Raw genomic sequence first — 18,317 nt, forward strand, 5'->3', positions numbered from 1 at the left:
GACAATAATCACCTGTCATCTGGCGTAAATGGCCTTTTGACAAGGCACGCCTTCGCAACTTAAAAAAAGAACAACCTGACGCAGGAATCTATGGAAAACCTTCGAGGCAAAGGGCTGTCGTTTGCCCGGCGCATTTATCGGCCGCGCATTCTCGGGCTGGGCATCGGCAGCCTTTGCGTGCTGGCCGCCCTATACCCGCTGGCCATGCCCGGATGGGTCTGGGCACTGTGGCTGTTCAATGGGTTTATCTGGCCGCACCTGGCATACCAGCTATCAAGCCATTCAGCGTTTCCGTACCAGGCCGAGCGACGCAATCTGCTGTATGACTCAGTGTCCGGCGGGTTCTGGGCCGCAGCCACACAATTCACGCCCCTGACTGCAGTGACCATCCTCGCGATGATGACCATGCATAACGTCGCGGCGGGCGGCAAAAAGCTGATGATCCAGGGCATGCTCGCGCAACTGGTGGGCGTGGCAGTGGCCTGGCTGGTGTTCGGTCCTTCGTTCAACCCCAATGTCGGCCTGATCCAGGTGTATGCCTGCCTGCCGATGCTGATTCTCTACCCCGTCGCCATCGGCATGGCCAGCTATCGCCTGGCCATCAAGCTCTCGGAACACAAGCGCGCCCTGAGTGCCTTGAGCCGCACCGACAGCCTGACCGGCCTGCTCAATCACGGGTCGTGGAAGGACTTGCTGCAACTGAAGTTTCACAAGTGCCAGCAGCAACAATCCCAGGCCACCATCGCACTGATTGATGTCGACCACTTCAAGCAGATCAACGATGCCTATGGCCATATCGTCGGCGACCGGGTCTTGCGGCAACTGAGTAAGGAATTGCAGCGCAATGTGCGGGAAAATGACCTGACGGGCCGCTACGGTGGCGACGAGTTCTGCGTGATCCTGCCGGACGTGTCGCTGGAGCAAGCCAGTTATGTGATGGAACGCCTGCGGGAAATGTTCAGCCGCTACCGCGACCCGCAGGTTCCAGAACTACGGGTCAGCCTGAGCATTGGCCTGGCGGCCTACCAGGTGCAATTCACCCAGGCGCATATGTGGCTCAACGCGGCGGACCAAGCCCTGTACGCCGCCAAGGGCACCGGGCGCAATCGGGTGACCGTCGCCGATTCACTGGTCGCACGCTCCGCCTGAAGGGGCTAATTATTCAGACCGCATGTTCGTCCACCCTGTAGAAGCCAGCGACGCCGTGCGGGCGGTGAGCATGTTTGCCAATGCTCGGCTGGGCTTGTAGGCGCCGGCTGGCCGATGTCTATAAAGGGCGACGCAGGTGCCGGCCCAGCTCATCGAACAACGTCACCACTGAACGCAGCGCCCGACTGTCCGGGCGCGTCAGTAACCACAAGGCCGTGTCGTAACCCGTAAGCGCCGGCCCCAACGGCTGCAATCCCTGGCCATCCGCCAACAGAAAATCCGGCAGCGCCGCCACGCCCAGACCGGCACGTACCAATTGGGTTACAGACAACATGCTGTTGCACCGATAACTGGGCCTTACGCCGGGTAAATGCTGGCGACGCCAAGCCACGGTGGGATGGTCGGGCAAGAAATCATCCGGGGCGATCCACGCCAGGGCCGCCAAATCTTGAGTAGCGTGTTGCTCTATGTAACCGGCACTGGCGCAGACCCGATAGGACACCGTCCCCAAACGCCGTCCCACCAGGTGCTCCGGCGGCGTCCTGGTCAGGCGCAAGGCAATATCCGCGTCGCGGCGGCTGAGGTTGGCGAAATCATTGGACGTACTCAATTCCAGGGTCAGTGCCGGGTAAGCGGGCATGAACTGCGCCAAGGCCGGCAATAACAGGCCCTGCAACACTGAGTCGGTGCAGGTCAGGCGCACCGTGCCGCTGATCACTTCACCGCCCTGCTCGACCCCCACGCGGGCTGCCTGCAGCGCCTGTTCGGCACGCTCGGCCTGCTGGGCCAAGGTGGTGGCCAAGCTGGTCGGCAGGTAACCGGCGCGGCTTTTTTCGAACAGTGCCTGCCCCAAAGACGACTCAAGACGCCGCACGGCCCGAAACACCGTAGACACATCCACCCGCAGCAAGGCCGCAGCCCGCGCCAAAGTGCCGCCACGCACCAGGGCAAGGATCAGCGCCAGGTCGGAATAGTCGATTTGATAGTGCGTGGCTGCATTGAACATGTGGGGTAACGCCAATATTGATTGCGCGAACGCCAATCTATAGTGCCCTTCAGGACTCGACAAGCCATTGGACGCACGCCATGACCCTCACTGCTCTGCACCTCGCCCTGATCGGCGATTACGATCCTCAAGTCACCGCCCACCAAGCCATTCCCCTTGCCCTGCAACAGGCGAGTACACACCTGGGGCTGACACTTCAGATTGAGTGGCTGGCCACCGACACCCTTAAGGACAACCACACCTTGCAGCCTTTCGACGGGTTCTGGTGCGTACCTGCAAGCCCCTATCGCGATGCCGACGGGGCGTTGCGGGCGATCCGCTTTGCCCGCGAACAGCGGCGTCCTTTCCTCGGCACCTGCGGCGGTTTTCAACATGCCGTGTTGGAATATGCACGCAATGTGCTGAGGTGGGCCGATGCCGAACATGGCGAGCTGGCACCTGATGCGCCACGGGCGGTGATCGCCCCCTTGTCGTGTGCTCTGATCGAAACCATCGCGCCCATCCACTTGATGGCCTTCACCCGTATCGCCGAGGCTTACGGCACCCTTGAAATCCAGGAGGGTTATCGTTGCCGCTATGGCCTCAATGCCGACTTCAAACAGGCACTGCTGGAGGACAATCTGATTGGCAGCGCCCATGATTCGGCGGGCGAGGTGCGGGCGATAGAACTGCTGGACCATCCGTTTTTTGTCGCCACTCTGTTCCAGCCAGAACGCGCGGCACTTACCGGTGCCAGCGTGCCGCTGGTCAGCGCATGGCTCCAGGCCTGCCTGGAGCGCTCGGCATGATCGCCCAGACACCCTCCCCGCCCTACTACGCAGTGATCTTCACTTCCCTGCGCACCGAGACCGACCAAGGCTACGCACAGGCCGCCGACCGCATGCTCGAACTGGCCCGCCAGCAACCGGGGTTTCTCGGTGTCGAATCAGCCCGCGGCGATGATGGCCTGGGGATTACCGTGTCCTACTGGAGCAACGAGGCCGCGATCCTGGCCTGGAAACAACACGCCGAGCACCGCAACACCCGCGAACAGGGCAGGGCCATCTGGTACGGCGCGTTTCAGACACGGGTATGCAAGGTAGAACGGGCTTATGCCTTCACCGCAAACGGCACCGCCCCCGCGCCTACGGGATTGGCGTGATGGCGATCAACCCACCAGGCTGCGCACCGCGCTGATCTGCGGGATCTCCACCCGGCGCATATACACCCGCAGCGGCTCGGTGATGTTGATGCGGTCGTCGATGTTCTGGTCCAGCAGCAGTTGGATGTGCTCGCGGGACAGGGTCATGGCCTGGTCGGCCGCCGGCTGCCAGACAAACTCGCTGGTGGGGATGATGCCGTCGTCGGCGACGTCCATGCCGAACGAGTCTTCGCTGAAACGCACGATGTAATGGCCGGTCTTGCGGTTCAGGCCGACAAAGCCGTTGAGTTGGTCGGCGGCCTGGCAGATGAGTTCTGAAGTGATGCGCATGCTAAACCTCACTGAAAAATCCCACAGGGGAAGTGAACGATGGTTTACACGCGAGGCGGCGAAAGAAGGCAATGCAGGTTTCCCTCTGGCGGGGAAACTCGGGCCAAGAATACTGCATAGCACGGCACAAAAGCGCAGAAAAATAGCGCATGCGCACGTTAATGTCGGTTTGGTGATAGCGCGATTTGCATGCAATTGTTAAAAAGGAAGCCTTCTTGAAGCTCCCCCCACGAAAGGACCTCGCACATGCCTGCTACGTTTACCAAGAGTGCCCTGCTGCTCGCACTGATGATGGGCCTTGGCCACGCACAGGCTGCAAGCCCCATCAGCCCGGTAGAACTGGCGACCAAGGACGGCATTCCGCACCCTGCCGTGATTGCCCACCGGGGTGCGTCCTACGATGCACCGGAGTCCACCGCCGCCGCCTACAAGGTCGCCCGCGACCTGGGTGCCGACTACCTGGAACTGGACCTGCAACGCAGCAAGGACGGCGTATTGTTCGCCCTGCACGACGATAACCTGCAACGCACCACCGACGTGGCCACCAAGTTCCCCGAGCGCAAGGACAGCCCGGCCAACGAGTTCACCTGGAAAGAGCTGCAAACCCTGGATGCCGGCAGTTGGTTCAACACCGCCTACCCAGAGCGTGCGCGCCCGGGCTTCGTCGGGTTGAAAATCCTCAGCCTGGACGAAATCATCAAGATCGCCGAAGGCAACCCCCAGCATAAACCCGGCCTGTACATCGAAACCAAAGAGCCCAAGCAGTTCCCGGGGATCGAAGCCGATCTGAAGGACAAGCTGTTGGACAAGGGTTGGCTGAGTTCCGTGGGTTCCAAGCTGGGCAAGAGCAACACCGGGGTCGGCCAGGGCAAGGGCCGCGTGGTGTTGCAGACGTTCGAGACGGCCAGCCTCAAGGAACTGCAGAAAGAGATGCCCAACACCCCGAAGATCCTGCTGCTGTGGGTAGGTGAAGGCGGCATCGAGCCCAAGTCCAAGGTGACTTTCGCCGAATCCGGCGAACCGACCAAGGCGGCCTACTATGCCAAGCAGGAACCCAAGGACGCGGCCGAATTCGAGAAGTGGGTCGATGAAGCCAAGAGCCTCGGGGCGATTGGCACTGGCCCATCGGCACAACTGACGAACCTGGGCGACCAGAGCTATTCGGACCTGGTCAAGCCCGAGATGAACCAACTGACCCACGACAAGGGCCTGCTGGTGCACGTCTATACCGTCGACGAGCCGGTGGATTTCGAGAAGGTCATGAGCGCCGGGGTCGATGGCATCTTCACCAACCGCGCCGCCGAACTGCTGAAGTTCTACAAGCGCTGGCCGTCTTCCAGCGTGCAGGATCTGCTGCAGGACAGCGGTTACTGAGTGAGCGAGTGGTCAGGCCAACTGTGGCTGGGGCCTGATTACGGCCTGATCCTCGGTGAGACGGGGCGTACGGCGCCCCACGCGCATTACGCCCATCAATTTATCCTGTCCGCGGAGAGCCCCATCACGGTCAGCCTTGATGGGCACCTGCAAACGGCTTACCGCCTGTTCATCCCCTCTCGCCAGCCCCATGCCATCGTCCACGCCCCTGCTACGGTGTTGATGGCTTATGTGGAACCCGGTGCGTTTGAACGCGAGTCGTTGCAACACGCCCTGGAGACCGCCGATTTTTCCCACGAGCGCCTGGAGCAGACATTGCGCCAGCTACCACGTCGCCAGGCGGACGATGAGCGCGTGCAACGCGCCCTGCACACCCTCGATCAACAGTTGAGCGGCAAGGTCTCGGCGCAGTCATTGGCGCAGGCGGCGCACCTGTCGTTGAGCCAGTTGGAGCGCCTGTTTGTCAGCCAGCTCGGCGTGCCGGTGCGGCGCCTGGTGATGTGGCGCCGCCTGCGCCGGGCCCTGGATCTGGCCCTGAACGGTCACACCCTGACCCAAGCGGCCCATGGCGCGGGGTTTGCCGACTCGGCGCACTTCTCGCGGACCATGAAGCAACTGTTTGGCGTGACCGCCGGGGCCTCCTTGCGCCATCTTCAAGTACATCTCCTACAGTAGTGCGCTTGGCACCGCAGGTTCCTTGCTCAGTTGCGCCGCACTGAAGGGATCACGCAACTGCTCGACGTAATCCACCGGAAAATCCGGCCGGCTGCCAATCCCCAGGTCGCCCTCGCCCATTCGATAGTCCTCGGTGTAAAACGCAGTCCCCAACAGCCAGTCCCACAGGTTGAAAAACAAACCGAAATTCACATCCCCTGCGCGCCCGTACTTCATATGGTGGAAGCGATGCACGGGCGCCCAGGCAAATACCCAGCGCAACGGCCCCAGGCGCATATCGACATTGGAGTGCTGCAGCAACAGTTGGATGGCAATGGCCAACGCCAGCAGCATCGCCACCTCCAGCGGAATGCCCAGCAGGATCAACGGCAGCAAGCCGGCCGTGGCCTCCAGCATCTGGTGCAAGGGATGCTTCATCAAGCCATTGAACCCATAGAGCCGCTGCACGCTGTGATGCACCGCATGCAAACGCCAGAGTGCGGCGATGCGGTGGCTGGCGTAATGCATCAGGGTGATGCCCGCATCAGCAATGATGATCGCCAACAGCAATTGCGCCCACAGCGGCCAGGCGCGCGGCCAGGCGCCCTCGATCGCCAGCCATGCCGTGAGCAGCGGCAATGCCAGCAACCCCAGGGCATTCAGGCTTTCATTGACCAGCGCGTGGAGGACATCCCGGCGTCGGTCGCCCAGAGGGCGGTTCCACTGGGGCTCGTAGGGCAAGTACAGCTCGGCGATAAACGACACGCCGATGGCCAGCGCAAACACCGCCAGCAGCCACTGCGATGCCCCTAACATGACCAACCAGAGCCCCGCGCCAATAAAGCCTGCCCAGAACAAGGGCGCGTACAGCCAAGCCAATATCTGTTTCATAAGTGTCTCCCGTGGGTGAGACACCAGCATGAAATCCCCCGGCGCGGGGCGATTGAACAAACAACGCAAACGTCCTACACAATTAAGGGTGAATTAAGTTGCGCGGGGTAATCTGATCCCACTTAAACAGCTCACCCCAAAGGACCACATCATGAAAAACCTGACCGCTCTGTTCGCTGCTGCTGCCCTGACTCTGACTGCCGGCCTGGCCCAGGCCGATGTTCGCCCGGACCAGATTCCAAGCCTGCTGCAATCGGGCGCCGTGAAGCCATTTGAACAGCTGAATGCCGCCGCCCTGGCCAAACATGCCGGCGCCACCATCAACGACACTGAGCTGGATAACGAAGCCGGGCGCCTGGTCTACGAAGTTGACCTGACCGACACCACTGGCAAGAAGTGGGATGTGAAGCTCGACGCCAAGACCGGCGAAGTGCTGGAAAACAAGCAAGACACTTAAGTTGCCCCGGCAACACAACGCGCCGCCTTCGGGCGGCGCAGTTGTGTCTGGTCAGGCGCTAAGGCGCGCCGTCACCTCATTCAGCTCAGCAGACAGCCCACGCAGGTTATGACTGGCCGCTTCGGTGCGCTGCACGTTGTCCAGGTTGGCAGTGGCCACCGTGGTGATTTGCGTGATGTTGCGCGAGATATCCTCGGCCACCGAGGTTTGCTCTTCGGCCGCTGTGGCAATCTGCCGGTTCATATCGCGGATCGCCTCTACAGCCTGGGTGATATGACTGAGCATCGCCCCGGCCTGGGTGACCTTTTCGACGCTCTCATCACTGCATGACTGGCCGCTGACAATCGCCTCGGCGGCATCCACGGCGCCGGTCTGCACTGCCTGGATAATCTGGTTGATCTCGATGATCGACGCCGCTGTGCGTTGCGCCAGGCTGCGCACCTCATCGGCCACCACCGCAAACCCACGTCCGGCTTCGCCTGCTCGCGCGGCCTCGATCGCCGCATTGAGGGCCAGCAGGTTGGTCTGTTCGGCGATGCCGCGAATTACTTCCAGCACCGTGCCGATGCGCACGCTGTCTGCTTCCAGGCGGCGGATGATGCCACCGGTGTTGAGGATCTCGTTGCGCATCTGGCCGATGGTGGCAATGGTCACTTGCATCACCTCGCCGCCCTCACGGGCCGAATGATCGGCCTCGTCTGCTGCCCGCGAAGCGCTGGCGGCGTGGCGCGCGATTTCCTGGGCGGTGGCGGACATTTCGGTCATCGCGGTCGCCACTTGATCGGTACGGCTGAACTGATCCTGGGTGCCCGTCGCCATCTGCCCGGCAATCGAGTTCAACTCGCCACTGGCGCTCACCAGGTCCTTGGCACTGCGCTGTAGGCGGCCAAAGGTTTCAGCGAGGAAGTCGCGCAACGTATTGGCGGCTTGGGCCAAGTGCCCCAGTTCATCCTGGCGCTGGCTGGCAACGCGCTCGGCAAACCGGCCATGGCTCAATTGGGCCACATAGTCGATCAGGCCACGGATCGGCAAAATCAGGTTGCGGTTGATCAACCACAGGCTGAACAGACCGATCAGCCCTCCAGACAGCACCATCACCGCCAGACCCAGCATCACGGTACGTTCGGCATAGGCGCTGATTGCCAGGGATTGCTGCTTGCCCTGCTCACGCAGCAGGGTGACCAGCGCGCTCATCTGCTCGCTCACCGTGCGGTCCACGCCCTTGACTGCGTTATCCCCAGCCGCTGCATCAGCCCCGGCGGCCAAGTAAGCATCTCGCCCCTTCTGGTAGGCGACACCCAGCATCTGGTGCTCTTGACGCAAGGTTTCCAGGCGACGGCTCAAGGCTGGGTCGCCCTGGGTGTTGCTCACCAGGCGCGCCAGGATGCCCTGCACGTCTTGCTGCCGATCCTGGAACTGCCCCCAGTACTTGTTCATGTCCTGGGGCTGCTTGCCACGCAGCAGGACGTTTTTCCATTCCTGGACCTGGACCTTGAATTGCAGGTTGGCTTCATCAATCAGCTGTGAGGTTTGCAACGGCCCCTCCAGCAAACTGCGGTAACTCTGCACACCGTTGGAGAGAAAATGAAAACACGCCAGGGCAATCAACAGCATTGCCAACAGGCTGCCACCGAGCAACGACAGGATCTGTGCTCTCAAGGACTTTCGCAAAAAACTCATCGGGGAAAAGCCTCGAAACAGGGAAATGGGGACCTGCACCGCAACATCCCTGTCAGCCAACACATGGCCAATCCAATGGCATGCTTGCACCATGAATCGGCCGGACTAGACACTTCTTGAGCCCAGTGGATGAGTGGCCGGGCAGCGGCGGCCTGTGACTGACAAAAAATAGGCGAACGGATCGAGTTGTTGCAGGAAGAAATCGCCGCCAACCTCAACGAACAAAGCAACCGCACGCTGTTTACCCTGACGGTGGTCGCGGTACTGGCGCTGCCGATCAATATCATCGCGGGCTTCTTTGGCATGAACGTGGGTGGCATTGGTGGCGACGTTCACCTTGATTGCCGGCAGATGGGCGTTTCGCAAGCGCCAGGATGACTAAGGCTCAAATGCAAACAACCTATGGGAGCGGCGGTGATTTTTAGACCAGCGGCCGGCTGACGACACCAAACACTGACTTGAGGCAGCACCTCTGTAACATTCTGCAATGACCATGGGAAACATCCTCCCCACTCTGGATGCTCCGGCATGGCCACCCCTTCCCTGACCGCCTCCCACCAGGCAGCCGCCCCTGACGCAAAACCGCAACTGGACACCAAACCCAGCCTGCTCACGGTGATCGTGTTCTTTTCCGTGCTCGCCATGGGCCTGTTGTTCACCGCCTACAGCCTGATGCGCGACATGCACGAACTGGGCACGGTGGTCACCACCTGGACCCCATTCCTGCTGCTGGGCGTGGCGCTGCTGATTGCCCTGGGGTTCGAGTTCGTCAACGGTTTCCATGACACCGCCAACGCCGTGGCGACAGTGATCTACACCAACTCGCTGCCGCCGCAATTCGCGGTGGTCTGGTCGGGGTTCTTCAATTTCCTCGGCGTGCTGCTGTCCAGTGGCGCGGTGGCCTTTGCCATCATTGCCTTGCTGCCGGTGGAGTTGATTTTGCAGGTTGGCTCTTCCGCCGGTTTTGCGATGATCTTCGCCCTGCTGATCGCGGCGATCCTGTGGAACCTGGGCACCTGGTGGCTGGGTTTGCCAGCGTCGTCCTCCCATACGCTGATCGGGTCGATCATCGGGGTGGGCGTGGCCAATGCCCTGATGCATGGCCGGGATGGCACCAGTGGCGTGGACTGGGCACAGGCGATCAAGATCGGCTATGCGCTGCTGCTGTCACCACTGATCGGTTTCGGCTTTGCCGCCCTGCTGTTGCTGGCGCTGCGGGCCTTTGTGAAAAACCGCGCGCTGTACAAGGCGCCCAAGGGCAACACCCCGCCGCCGTGGTGGATTCGCAGCCTGCTGATCGTGACCTGCACCGGCGTATCTTTTGCCCACGGCTCCAACGATGGCCAGAAAGGCATGGGCCTGATCATGTTGATCCTGGTGGGCACTTTGCCCATGGCCTACGCGTTGAACCGCACCATGCCGGCCGATCAATCCCTGCAATTTTCCGCCGTGGCTGAAGTCACCCAGCAAGCCCTGGTCAAAATCGCCCCGCAACCGGCGCCGGTGGACCCACGACCGACGCTGTCGACCTATGTGCGCACCAAGGACATCACGCCCGAGCTGATCCCCGCCCTCGCCGCCCTGACCGGGCATATCGGCGAGCAAGTCAAAGGCTACGGCTCCCTGGCCAAGGTGCCCGCCGAGGCCATGGGCAACGTGCGTAACGACATGTACCTGACCAGCGAAACCATTCGCCTGATGGACAAGGGCAAAGTCGGAAATTTCGACGCCGACACCGAGGGCAAGCTGCAACTGTTCAAGCAACAGATCGACAATGCCACGCGCTTTATCCCGCTATGGGTGAAGATCGCCGTGGCCATCGCCCTGGGCCTGGGCACCATGGTCGGCTGGAAGCGCATTGTGGTGACCGTCGGCGAGAAAATCGGCAAGACCCACCTGACCTACGCCCAGGGCGCCTCGGCGGAAACCGTGGCCATGCTGACCATTGGCGCCGCCGACATGTTCGGGTTGCCGGTATCGACCACCCACGTGCTGTCGTCGGGCGTGGCCGGGACCATGGTGGCCAATGGTGGCGGCTTGCAGATGAAGACCATCCGCAATCTGCTGTTGGCCTGGGTGCTGACGTTGCCGGCGGCGATTGTACTGTCGGGCAGTTTGTACTGGTTGTTTACTCAAATCTTCTGAAACACCGGCACCCGGGCGTGACCGACAAGGTCACGCCGGTAGCTCGTGAATAACCCGAGAGTGCCGCGTACATTCAGGATGCCCGCGTCATCGTTAACGTCCTTCGCGAGCAAGCTCGCTGTTGAAGAATTTTCCCCGCAGCACGTCATAGCCCCAGTGGTACACATAGGTGTACGGCAGGAAGAACAGCAGCACGCCGATATCCAGAATAAACGCCTGCATCAGGCTGATGTTCAGCCACGCGGCAATCAGCGGCACGGCGAACAGAATCAGCCCGCCCTCGAACAGCAGCGCGTGCATGATCCGGGTCTTGACGCTATTGGCCAACTGCAGGCGCACTTTGAGGCGGTCGAAAAGGCTGTTGAAAATCATGTTCCAGGTCAGCGCCAACAAGCTGATAGCCAGGGTCACAGCACCCATTTCCAGGGCCGGCCGGCCAGTGATCCACACCAGCAGCGGCGTACAGATCAACAAGGCCAGGCCTTCGAAACCCAGGGCCTGCAAAGCGCGTTCAGTGATGGACTTGGTGGTGTTCATAAGCCTTGCTCTGTGAATGTCGAGGGTTGCCATCATCACTCCCTCACTCGATACTTCATAATCAATAACCATCGACCAAGGCGATAGATGATGGCCTCTCATGAAGTGTTGCAAGCGTTTGTGCAGGCGGCGACCCAAGGCTCGTTTTCGGCAGCGGCACGCAAGCTGGGCAAGAGCCAATCGACCGTCAGCGCCGCAGTGGCCAGCCTGGAGATTGATCTGGACGTGGTGCTGTTCGACCGCAGCAGCCGCAAACCCACCCTGACCCCGGCCGGGCATGTCCTGTTGCAGCGCGCCGAGCAGGTGCTGGAAGCCAGCAGCCGCCTGGAGCTTGCCGCCAGCCAGTTGTCCCAGGGGCTGGAACCCAAGCTCAGTATTGCCATGTCCGACACCTATCAGTCGGGACGTTTTGAAACGCTGCTCAGCGCCCTTGAGCAGCGTTATCCGGACCTGGAGCTGGAGTGGCTGATTGCCGAATGTGAAGACCTTATCGCCCTGGTCCAAAGCGGGCGGGCGCAGCTCGCGTTTATCGAGGCGCAGGAGGTCTACCCGCCAGACCTGACCCATGCCACCGTCGAAGAGCGCGCGCAACTTGCGCTGTTTGTATCACCGCTGCATGCACTGGCCGGCCTTGAGGGCATCAACCAGCAAACCCTGGAACAACACCGGGAGCTGCGCCTGGCAAGCATCATCAACCCCAATGAAAACCGGCCGAGCGGCCGTGTATGGTCCGCCCCCAGCTTTTTGATGCTGATGGAAATGGCCATCCTCGGTTTTGGCTGGGCCCCCTTGCCGCGCTGGCTGGTGGAGCGTTTTGCCAATGGCCAGCTGGTGGAGCTCAAGGCGCGCGGCTGGCCACGTTCGGTGGCGGTGGATGCCTTGTGGTCACGACAACAGCCGCCGGGCCCGGCCGGCAGTTGGTTGCTGCAAAAGATGCTTGAGTAACCTCAGCCGGCGCCTACAAAGGGCTATCGGTGCAGGTTGCCAGGCGTCGTTCGATAAAGCGTTTTTCCGGGGCCTGCTGGGTCAGGCCCAGGGCTGTTTCATACGCCTGGCGCGCCTCTTTCATCCGCCCCAGTTGCCGACAGAACTCCCCCCGTGCCGAATGCGCCAGGTGGTAATCCCGTAACTCGCCACGCACCAGGATCCCCTCGACTTGCTGCAACCCCGCCAACGGCCCATCGCGCATGGCCAGGGCAACGGCGCGGTTGAGCTCGATCACGGGCGACGGCAGCATCCGCAGCAGCACGTCATACAGGCCGACAATCTGTGGCCAGTCGGTCTGCGCCGCACTCGGGGCCTCGGCGTGTACCGCGGCAATCGCCGCTTGCAGGCAGTAAGGCCCGAAACGCCGGGTGGCCAGGGCCTGTTCTACCAACCCACAGCCCTGGGCAATCAGCGCTGCATCCCACAGCGTGCGGTCCTGCTCATCCAGCAGCACCAGCTCAGCGGCGGCAGAAAGCCGGGCCGGGCGCCGGGATTCATGGAGCAGCATCAACGCCAGCAGGCCCATGACTTCCGGCTCCGGCAGCAACTCCAGGAGCAGGCGGCCCAGGCGGATGGCCTCGCGGGTCAAGTCGTCACGGGTCAGGTCAGCGCCCATGGACGCCGAGTAGCCCTCGTTGAACACCAGGTAAATCACCCGCAATACGCTGTCCAGGCGCTCGGGCAACTCCGCCAGGGACGGCACCTGGTAGGGAATCCTGGCCTCGCGGATCTTGCCCTTGGCCCGCACGATGCGCTGGGCGATGGTGGCCGGCGTGACCAGGAAGGCCCGGGCAATTTCCTCGGTGGTGAGGTCACAAATCTCACGCAGGGTAAGCGGCACTTGCGCATCCGCCGCCAGCGCCGGATGGCAGCAGGTAAAGATCAGGCGCAGGCGGTCGTCTTCCACGTCTTCGGCACTCCAGTCAGCCGCTTCCAGCGCATCGGCCTGCTCCTGCAACAACGGGGTGAAACGGGCCTGGCGACGCAAGCGGTCGATGGCCTTGAAGCGCCCGGCAGACACCAGCCACGCTCGGGGATTGTCGGGCACACCGTCCTGCTGCCAGCGTTCGACCGCGACGAAGAACGCCTCGTGCAGGGCTTCTTCGGCGAGGTCGAAATCCCCCAGCAGGCGAATCAACGTCGCCAGGATGCGCCGCGACTCACTGCGGTAGACCGCCTCGACTTGGGCCTTGACGGTCAATCGGGCATGCCCGTGGTCACCAGGGTCACCAGCCGGTCCAGGCTCTCGCCCCAGCCCTGATGAAAACCCATGGCTTCGTGGGCTTGTTTGTCGGCTTCGCTCCAATGCATGGCGCGGGCGGTGTAGCGGGTCTTGCCAGCCACCTCCTCGAAGGTCACTTCGGCGCTCATAAACGGCTTGCCCGAGGGGATCCAACCCGGCAGGAACGCATCGGTAAACACCAGGCGGCGTGGCGCGTCGATCTCCAGGAACACGCCCTGGGTCGGATATTCACTGCCGTCCGGCGCGCGCATCAGGGTGCGAAACAGGCCACCGACCCACAGGTTCATGTCGCACTCGGGCGTGGTCATGCCGTGTGGGCCCCACCATTGTTGCAAAAGCGCAGGCTCGGTCCAGGCACGGAACACCCGGCTGGGCGGGGCGTCGATCACCCGGCTGATGGACAGTTCAAATGCAGCAGGTTGAGTGTTCATGGTTAAACCTCCTGAGTTTTATAAGTGTTGAGTCAGAGATTCAAATCACGCACGGGGCGCACTTCCACGCTGCCGACCCGCGCCGCCGGAATGCCGCCGGCCACCTGCAGCGCCTCATTCAAGTCCTTGGCTTCGATCAGGTAGAAGCCGGCAAGCTGCTCCTTGGTTTCGGCAAACGGTCCATCGGTGATCGACAACTTGCCGTTACGCATACGCACGGTGGTGGCCGTGCTCACCGGCTGCAGGGCCTCGGCCGCAAGCATGCGGCCACTGCCGTGGACCGCCTCGGCGTAGGCGTGGCATTCCGGGTCCTTGGGGCTGTCGGGCAGGCTGTGCAGCAAAGCTTCGGCGCTGTAGACCAGGCACAGGTATTTCATGGTGTTCTCCGTTTTTCGGACTAATGACTATAGTTCGCGGCACTCACGGTTCCAGGTCGAACAGACCGACGCCGGTTTCCATATCGAACGGTGCGGACCAATGCTCGTGCACCACCTTCCACTGGCCGTTAATCCGCTGGTAGCCGGCGCTGACCCGCATCCAGCAGGTTTTCAGCACGCCATCGGGCCCGGTGCCGCCGCAGTGGGCGAGCCAGTGGGCAAAGGCGCTGTCATCGGCGGCGACGATATGCAGTTCATGAAAGTCGAAAACACCGGGGCCCGGGCAAAACTCCATGCAGGCCTGCCAATGGGCACGGTAGGCCGCCTTGCCTTTGAACTGCAGGGCATTGACGGCGTCGAACGCGACGATATCTTCGGCGTAAAAGCTGACAATCTGCTCGACATCCTTGGCGACCACCGCTTGCTTCCATTGCTCGATCAGGGTGTTGATTGCGTTGCTCATGGCGATACTCCTCGGGGTGGAAAATCACAGAAGACACCCTTGGTCGAATGGGCCGCCTGCCAATCGACAAGCCTACAAAAAATAATTTCGCCAAGGGCAAAGCCGCTAGAATTTGCGACTTCCCTGTAGGACTTCGGATATCTGCTCGATGGAAACCCGCCTCGCGCCCTATGAGACGCTGACCGCTGCACAGCAACAGCAACTCGCCAGCCTCGAAGTCCACCCCGAGCAACTGGCCTATAGCGGCGATATCGACTGCGCGCTGAACAGCCTGCTGGTCAACCCCAACCCCGGCATCAAGGGCTTTGCCTTGCTGGCCGACGAAATCCCCGTGGCCTTCCTGCTGCTCAAGCGCCCGCCCTGCCTACCCCATTGGGCCGACGAACACAGCGCCACACTGCATGCCCTGCAAGTCGATCGCCACCAACAGGGCCGCGGCTTGGGCAAAGCCTGCCTGCAAGCCCTGCCCGCTGCCGCCCGCCTGGCCTGGCCACAGATCACGGCGTTGGAGTTGTCGGTGGACAGCGACAATGTGGCGGCAATGGGCTTGTATTTGCAGCAGGGCTGGGTAGACCGGGGCGAGGCGTATAAGGGGCGGGTGGGTTATGAACGGCGGTTGGCACTGACACTCGGTTGATATCAGCGTTGACAACCCCAAAATGTAACGTATATATAACTTTAAAATACCAAAGTAACGGTAACGCGACATGGATCCTGCACTTCTGAGCCAGAGAATCGGCAACCAGGTTCGCTCGATGCGCCTCAGCCGTGGCCATACACAAGCACAGCTGGCACAGCTGGCCGGTACGACGCGGCAAAAACTGATCGAGATTGAGCACGGCAGCTTGTCGGTGGCGATGAATGCCTACGCACGGGTTTTTGCAGCCTTGGGCAGTGAGGTCAAACTGGTCCCCGTTTCCATGCCAACGCTGGAGGAAGTGGAGGATTTGTTCAATGAGTAGCTACAAACTGCAGGTCCGTACGCCCGAAGGCGCAAGTGGCAGCGTGTTCGTCGGCACTGAGCACTACCACTTTCGCTACGCTGATGATGCCCTGGAGCAGAGTGCAATCAGCCTGCTGATGCCAGTGCGGGCCGAGGAGTATCGACGGCATGAACTGCACCCGATCTTTCAAATGAACCTGCCCGAAGGTTATGTACTGGAGCAACTGAAAAACCGTCTGGCGAAGACCGTCAAGGTAGATCCAATGCTGTTGTTGGCCCTGTCAGGCAGCAGCGCACCTATCGGCCGCGTCTTCACCTCGTCCGCGCAAGTCAACCAACTGATTGAGCGCAACAGCCCCGTGTCGTACGGTGAGCGTCTGGATGAAATCCTCGCCTGGGATGGTGCCGAGGATTTGTTTACCCATCTGGTCGATCGCTACATCCTTCGCGCCGGCATTTCCGGGGTACAGCCTAAGGTATTGGTACCCGAAATCCCGCTGGTACCGGAACAGAAATTCACATCGAAAACCAACGATCTGATCATCAAGAGCGGGCGTGACGAGTTTCCAGGCCTGGCGATCAACGAATACCTGTGTATGTCGATTGCAAGGGAGGCAGGTATCCCCGTGCCACCCTTCTACTTGTCACAGAACCACAAGCTTTTCATCATGCGCCGCTTTGATCGGGACGAAAAACTCAACCCCCTGGGCTTTGAAGACATGACCACATTGATGGGCCTTTCCGCCGAGCAGAAATACAGCAAGAGCTACAACATGATTGCCAAGGCTGTTCGCCTCTTTTGTGCAATCGAACATGAACGCAGCTCCCTGGAGCAGTTGTTCGATAGCGTTGCGCTGAGCTGTATCGTCGGCAATGGTGATGCCCATCTGAAAAATTTTGGCTTGCTCTACAGCGATCCACTCAAACGTGACGCCCGTCTTGCACCCGCTTATGACATCGCCAATACCACCGCCTATATTCCCGAAGACGCCCTGGCTCTGGACCTGGACGGCAACCGCTCATTCTTTGCGTCACGCTTGGGAATCCTTGAGTTTGCCAAGACCTGCAGCATAGAAAACGCCGAGGAGCGCATCCGGGCTCTGCTGCAGACCCTTGAAGTGGTACTCGCACGTGAAGACGATTATTGTCGGCAAGCACCCCACGTTGCTCAGGCCATCCGGCAATCAGCGCAGGGCTACCAACGCAGCTTTGGCGGATAATCGCCAGCGCTCCCTGGGCAAGGAGACCCCCATGCTAACCACCCTGGACCAACTCGAAACCCTCTACGGCCTGCCCCAGGAGCGTGCCCTACGCAAGGAAATCGCGTTTCTCAATGAGGATTACCAGGCGATGGTCAAAGCCTCGCCGCTGGTGATTGTCAGTTCTTCAGGCGCCGATGGCCTCGACGGCTCGCCTCGGGGCGATGTGCCGGGGTTTGTGCGGATCATTGATGAGCGCACGCTGGCGATCCCCGATCGGCCGGGCAATAACCGCCTCGATACCTTGCGTAACCTGTTGGTGGATCCACGGATTGCCTTGCTGTTCATTATTCCGGGGATCGGGGAAACGTTGCGGGTCAACGGGCGGGCGCAGATTTCCATCGAACCTGAGTTGCTGCAGAGCTTTGCGGTCAACGGCAAGCCGGCGCGGTCGGTGATTGTGGTGCAGGTAGAGGCGGCGTATTTCCACTGTTCGAAAGCTTTTGTGCGCTCCGATTGCTGGAACCCGGACAAGCATGTGGAGCGTTCGACGCTGCCGTCAGCAGGGGCTTTTCACAAGCGTTTGAATGATGGGCAGTTTGATGCCGAGGCCTACGACCGGGAAATGCCGGAGCGGGTCAAGGCCACGTTGTATTGAGGCCCTGGGCGGCTCGGGCGCCCTTGAGATCGCCATCGCGGGCAAGCCCGCTCCCACAGGTAATTGCGCCGTACCTGGCTTTGAGTAAACCCCCGATACAAATGTGGGAGCTGGCTTGCCTGCGATGGCGGTGGATCAGGCGATGTACAGGTTATGCGGACTTTTCGACAGGCAGCCAGATTTCCACGGTACCGGTGCCCTTATCCACGTCGAAGTCGGCGCTGTAGCGCTCGAAATCCGGCCCGGCGACCTTGTACCCCGAGGTCGGCAACCACTCGTACATAATCCGTTCATAGGTCTGCGACAGCGCATACACCGGCCCGTAGTGCGCGAAGACCGCATAATGATTGGCCGGCACTTCAATGGATTGAAAGTTGCCCGGCACATCACTTTTGGCTGGCACTTCGACCCCGGCGATGTAATCAAACTCTTCCTGGGTGGCGTTGTAGCAAACGCCGTAGGTCACGCCGCCCATGCGCTTTGTGATGTCCTTGATGCAGCTGTCGAACAACTCCCATAGCTTCGGAATGTCCCCCAGCGTGGCCTTGCCGTAATGACCGCCGACCCCGGCAATGACCATCGCCCTGCCCTCTTCCATGCGGGGTTCCAGGGGTAACGTTACCTGTTGGTTCATCTGCACAATCTCCATTGA

22 protein-coding genes and 2 pseudogenes are annotated in these 18,317 nt (G+C 61.0%); 13 read left to right on the forward strand and 11 right to left on the reverse strand.

Going from position 1 to position 18,317, the window contains the following annotated elements; translation table 11 throughout:
• Positions 1 to 90 precede the first annotated feature (90 nt).
• Positions 91 to 1,149, forward strand: coding sequence for a diguanylate cyclase (locus tag HU773_RS20975; RefSeq protein ID WP_057441917.1), 1,059 nt, complete (start codon positions 91 to 93; stop codon positions 1,147 to 1,149).
• A gap of 118 nt (positions 1,150 to 1,267) precedes the next feature.
• On the opposite strand, the gene HU773_RS20980 is transcribed toward HU773_RS20975, so the two are convergent.
• Positions 1,268 to 2,155 carry a LysR family transcriptional regulator gene (locus HU773_RS20980; protein ID WP_120733961.1) on the reverse strand — a complete coding sequence of 296 codons (888 nt, stop codon included), beginning with the start codon at positions 2,153 to 2,155 and terminating at the stop codon, positions 1,268 to 1,270.
• Between the two features lie 80 nt (positions 2,156 to 2,235).
• On the opposite strand from HU773_RS20980, the gene HU773_RS20985 reads away from it, so the two are divergent.
• Together HU773_RS20985 and HU773_RS20990 are read left to right on the forward strand one after the other, a co-directional pair.
• Complete coding sequence (locus HU773_RS20985; protein WP_057441921.1) at positions 2,236 to 2,943, forward strand: CTP synthase C-terminal region-related (seleno)protein; 708 nt, start codon at positions 2,236 to 2,238, stop codon at positions 2,941 to 2,943.
• Positions 2,940 to 3,296, forward strand: a complete 357-nt coding sequence (locus tag HU773_RS20990) for an antibiotic biosynthesis monooxygenase family protein (RefSeq protein ID WP_186626141.1) — start codon at positions 2,940 to 2,942, stop codon at positions 3,294 to 3,296. The genes HU773_RS20985 and HU773_RS20990 overlap by 4 nt, the downstream gene beginning before the upstream one ends.
• A gap of 6 nt (positions 3,297 to 3,302) precedes the next feature.
• On the opposite strand, the gene HU773_RS20995 is transcribed toward HU773_RS20990, so the two are convergent.
• Positions 3,303 to 3,626: a DUF2025 family protein gene (locus HU773_RS20995; protein ID WP_057960461.1), complete on the reverse strand. Its 324-nt coding sequence runs from the start codon at positions 3,624 to 3,626 to the stop codon at positions 3,303 to 3,305.
• 246 nt (positions 3,627 to 3,872) lie between these two features.
• On the opposite strand from HU773_RS20995, the gene HU773_RS21000 reads away from it, so the two are divergent.
• Together HU773_RS21000 and HU773_RS21005 are read left to right on the forward strand one after the other, a co-directional pair.
• Positions 3,873 to 5,000, forward strand: a complete 1,128-nt coding sequence (locus HU773_RS21000; protein WP_057960462.1) for a glycerophosphodiester phosphodiesterase — start codon at positions 3,873 to 3,875, stop codon at positions 4,998 to 5,000.
• On the forward strand, positions 5,001 to 5,675 hold the full coding sequence (locus tag HU773_RS21005) for a helix-turn-helix domain-containing protein (RefSeq protein ID WP_120733963.1): 675 nt from the start codon (positions 5,001 to 5,003) through the stop codon (positions 5,673 to 5,675). It abuts the gene before it with no gap.
• Here the strand turns inward: HU773_RS21005 and HU773_RS21010 are convergent.
• Positions 5,667 to 6,545 (reverse strand): sterol desaturase family protein, encoded by an 879-nt coding sequence (locus tag HU773_RS21010; RefSeq protein WP_057960464.1) that lies wholly within the window; start codon positions 6,543 to 6,545, stop codon positions 5,667 to 5,669. The two genes, HU773_RS21005 and HU773_RS21010, sit on opposite strands and share 9 nt — an antisense overlap.
• Positions 6,546 to 6,696: 151 nt before the next feature.
• Between HU773_RS21010 and HU773_RS21015 the strand changes: the two genes are divergently transcribed.
• The gene (locus HU773_RS21015; protein ID WP_038442689.1) at positions 6,697 to 7,002 is read left to right on the forward strand and encodes a PepSY domain-containing protein; all 306 of its coding nucleotides are present in this window, start codon (positions 6,697 to 6,699) and stop codon (positions 7,000 to 7,002) included.
• 51 nt (positions 7,003 to 7,053) lie between these two features.
• On the opposite strand, the gene HU773_RS27860 is transcribed toward HU773_RS21015, so the two are convergent.
• On the reverse strand, positions 7,054 to 7,821 hold the full coding sequence (locus HU773_RS27860) for a methyl-accepting chemotaxis protein (RefSeq protein ID WP_437181149.1): 768 nt from the start codon (positions 7,819 to 7,821) through the stop codon (positions 7,054 to 7,056).
• A 117-nt stretch (positions 7,822 to 7,938) separates the two neighbouring features.
• Positions 7,939 to 8,775, reverse strand: a pseudogene (locus HU773_RS27865) (methyl-accepting chemotaxis protein); the annotation flags it as partial.
• 75 nt (positions 8,776 to 8,850) lie between these two features.
• On the opposite strand from HU773_RS27865, the pseudogene HU773_RS21025 reads away from it, so the two are divergent.
• Positions 8,851 to 9,064: pseudogene (locus tag HU773_RS21025) on the forward strand (CorA family divalent cation transporter); the annotation flags it as partial.
• Positions 9,065 to 9,210: 146 nt separating this feature from the next.
• Positions 9,211 to 10,827, forward strand: a complete 1,617-nt coding sequence (locus HU773_RS21030) for an inorganic phosphate transporter (protein WP_120733965.1) — start codon at positions 9,211 to 9,213, stop codon at positions 10,825 to 10,827.
• Positions 10,828 to 10,920: 93 nt separating this feature from the next.
• On the opposite strand, the gene HU773_RS21035 is transcribed toward HU773_RS21030, so the two are convergent.
• Positions 10,921 to 11,364, reverse strand: coding sequence for a multidrug/biocide efflux PACE transporter (locus tag HU773_RS21035; protein WP_057960467.1), 444 nt, complete (start codon positions 11,362 to 11,364; stop codon positions 10,921 to 10,923).
• Between the two features lie 90 nt (positions 11,365 to 11,454).
• Here HU773_RS21035 and HU773_RS21040 point away from each other — a divergent pair, with 90 nt between their 5' ends.
• Positions 11,455 to 12,309 (forward strand): LysR family transcriptional regulator, encoded by an 855-nt coding sequence (locus tag HU773_RS21040; protein ID WP_057960468.1) that lies wholly within the window; start codon positions 11,455 to 11,457, stop codon positions 12,307 to 12,309.
• A 13-nt stretch (positions 12,310 to 12,322) separates the two neighbouring features.
• Here HU773_RS21040 and HU773_RS21045 read toward each other — a convergent pair whose 3' ends face one another.
• The 4 genes from HU773_RS21045 to HU773_RS21060 are packed head-to-tail and all read right to left on the reverse strand — an operon-like array spanning position 12,323 to position 14,865.
• Entirely contained in the window at positions 12,323 to 13,552 is a 1,230-nt protein-coding gene (locus HU773_RS21045; protein ID WP_057960469.1) for an RNA polymerase sigma factor, read from the reverse strand.
• Entirely contained in the window at positions 13,549 to 14,025 is a 477-nt protein-coding gene (locus tag HU773_RS21050; RefSeq protein WP_186626143.1) for an SRPBCC family protein, read from the reverse strand. Before HU773_RS21050 ends, HU773_RS21045 begins: the two co-directional genes overlap by 4 nt.
• Before the next feature lie 32 nt (positions 14,026 to 14,057).
• Positions 14,058 to 14,402, reverse strand: a complete 345-nt coding sequence (locus HU773_RS21055; protein WP_057441944.1) for a YciI family protein — start codon at positions 14,400 to 14,402, stop codon at positions 14,058 to 14,060.
• A gap of 43 nt (positions 14,403 to 14,445) precedes the next feature.
• Positions 14,446 to 14,865 carry a YybH family protein gene (locus HU773_RS21060; RefSeq protein ID WP_186626144.1) on the reverse strand — a complete coding sequence of 140 codons (420 nt, stop codon included), beginning with the start codon at positions 14,863 to 14,865 and terminating at the stop codon, positions 14,446 to 14,448.
• A 148-nt stretch (positions 14,866 to 15,013) separates the two neighbouring features.
• Between HU773_RS21060 and HU773_RS21065 the strand changes: the two genes are divergently transcribed.
• The 4 genes from HU773_RS21065 (at position 15,014) to HU773_RS21080 (ending at position 17,665) form a co-directional block, all read left to right on the forward strand.
• Positions 15,014 to 15,502: a GNAT family N-acetyltransferase gene (locus tag HU773_RS21065; protein WP_057960471.1), complete on the forward strand. Its 489-nt coding sequence runs from the start codon at positions 15,014 to 15,016 to the stop codon at positions 15,500 to 15,502.
• A gap of 70 nt (positions 15,503 to 15,572) precedes the next feature.
• Positions 15,573 to 15,827: a helix-turn-helix domain-containing protein gene (locus tag HU773_RS21070; protein WP_057960472.1), complete on the forward strand. Its 255-nt coding sequence runs from the start codon at positions 15,573 to 15,575 to the stop codon at positions 15,825 to 15,827.
• Positions 15,820 to 17,028, forward strand: coding sequence for a type II toxin-antitoxin system HipA family toxin (locus tag HU773_RS21075; RefSeq protein ID WP_057960473.1), 1,209 nt, complete (start codon positions 15,820 to 15,822; stop codon positions 17,026 to 17,028). Before HU773_RS21070 ends, HU773_RS21075 begins: the two co-directional genes overlap by 8 nt.
• A gap of 31 nt (positions 17,029 to 17,059) precedes the next feature.
• Complete coding sequence (locus HU773_RS21080) at positions 17,060 to 17,665, forward strand: pyridoxamine 5'-phosphate oxidase family protein (protein ID WP_057960474.1); 606 nt, start codon at positions 17,060 to 17,062, stop codon at positions 17,663 to 17,665.
• Between the two features lie 151 nt (positions 17,666 to 17,816).
• On the opposite strand, the gene HU773_RS21085 is transcribed toward HU773_RS21080, so the two are convergent.
• Positions 17,817 to 18,299: a GyrI-like domain-containing protein gene (locus tag HU773_RS21085; RefSeq protein ID WP_120733974.1), complete on the reverse strand. Its 483-nt coding sequence runs from the start codon at positions 18,297 to 18,299 to the stop codon at positions 17,817 to 17,819.
• Positions 18,300 to 18,317: the final 18 nt, after the last annotated feature.

This window comes from Pseudomonas shahriarae (genome assembly GCF_014268455.2).
Lineage (GTDB): Bacteria > Pseudomonadota > Gammaproteobacteria > Pseudomonadales > Pseudomonadaceae > Aquipseudomonas > Aquipseudomonas shahriarae.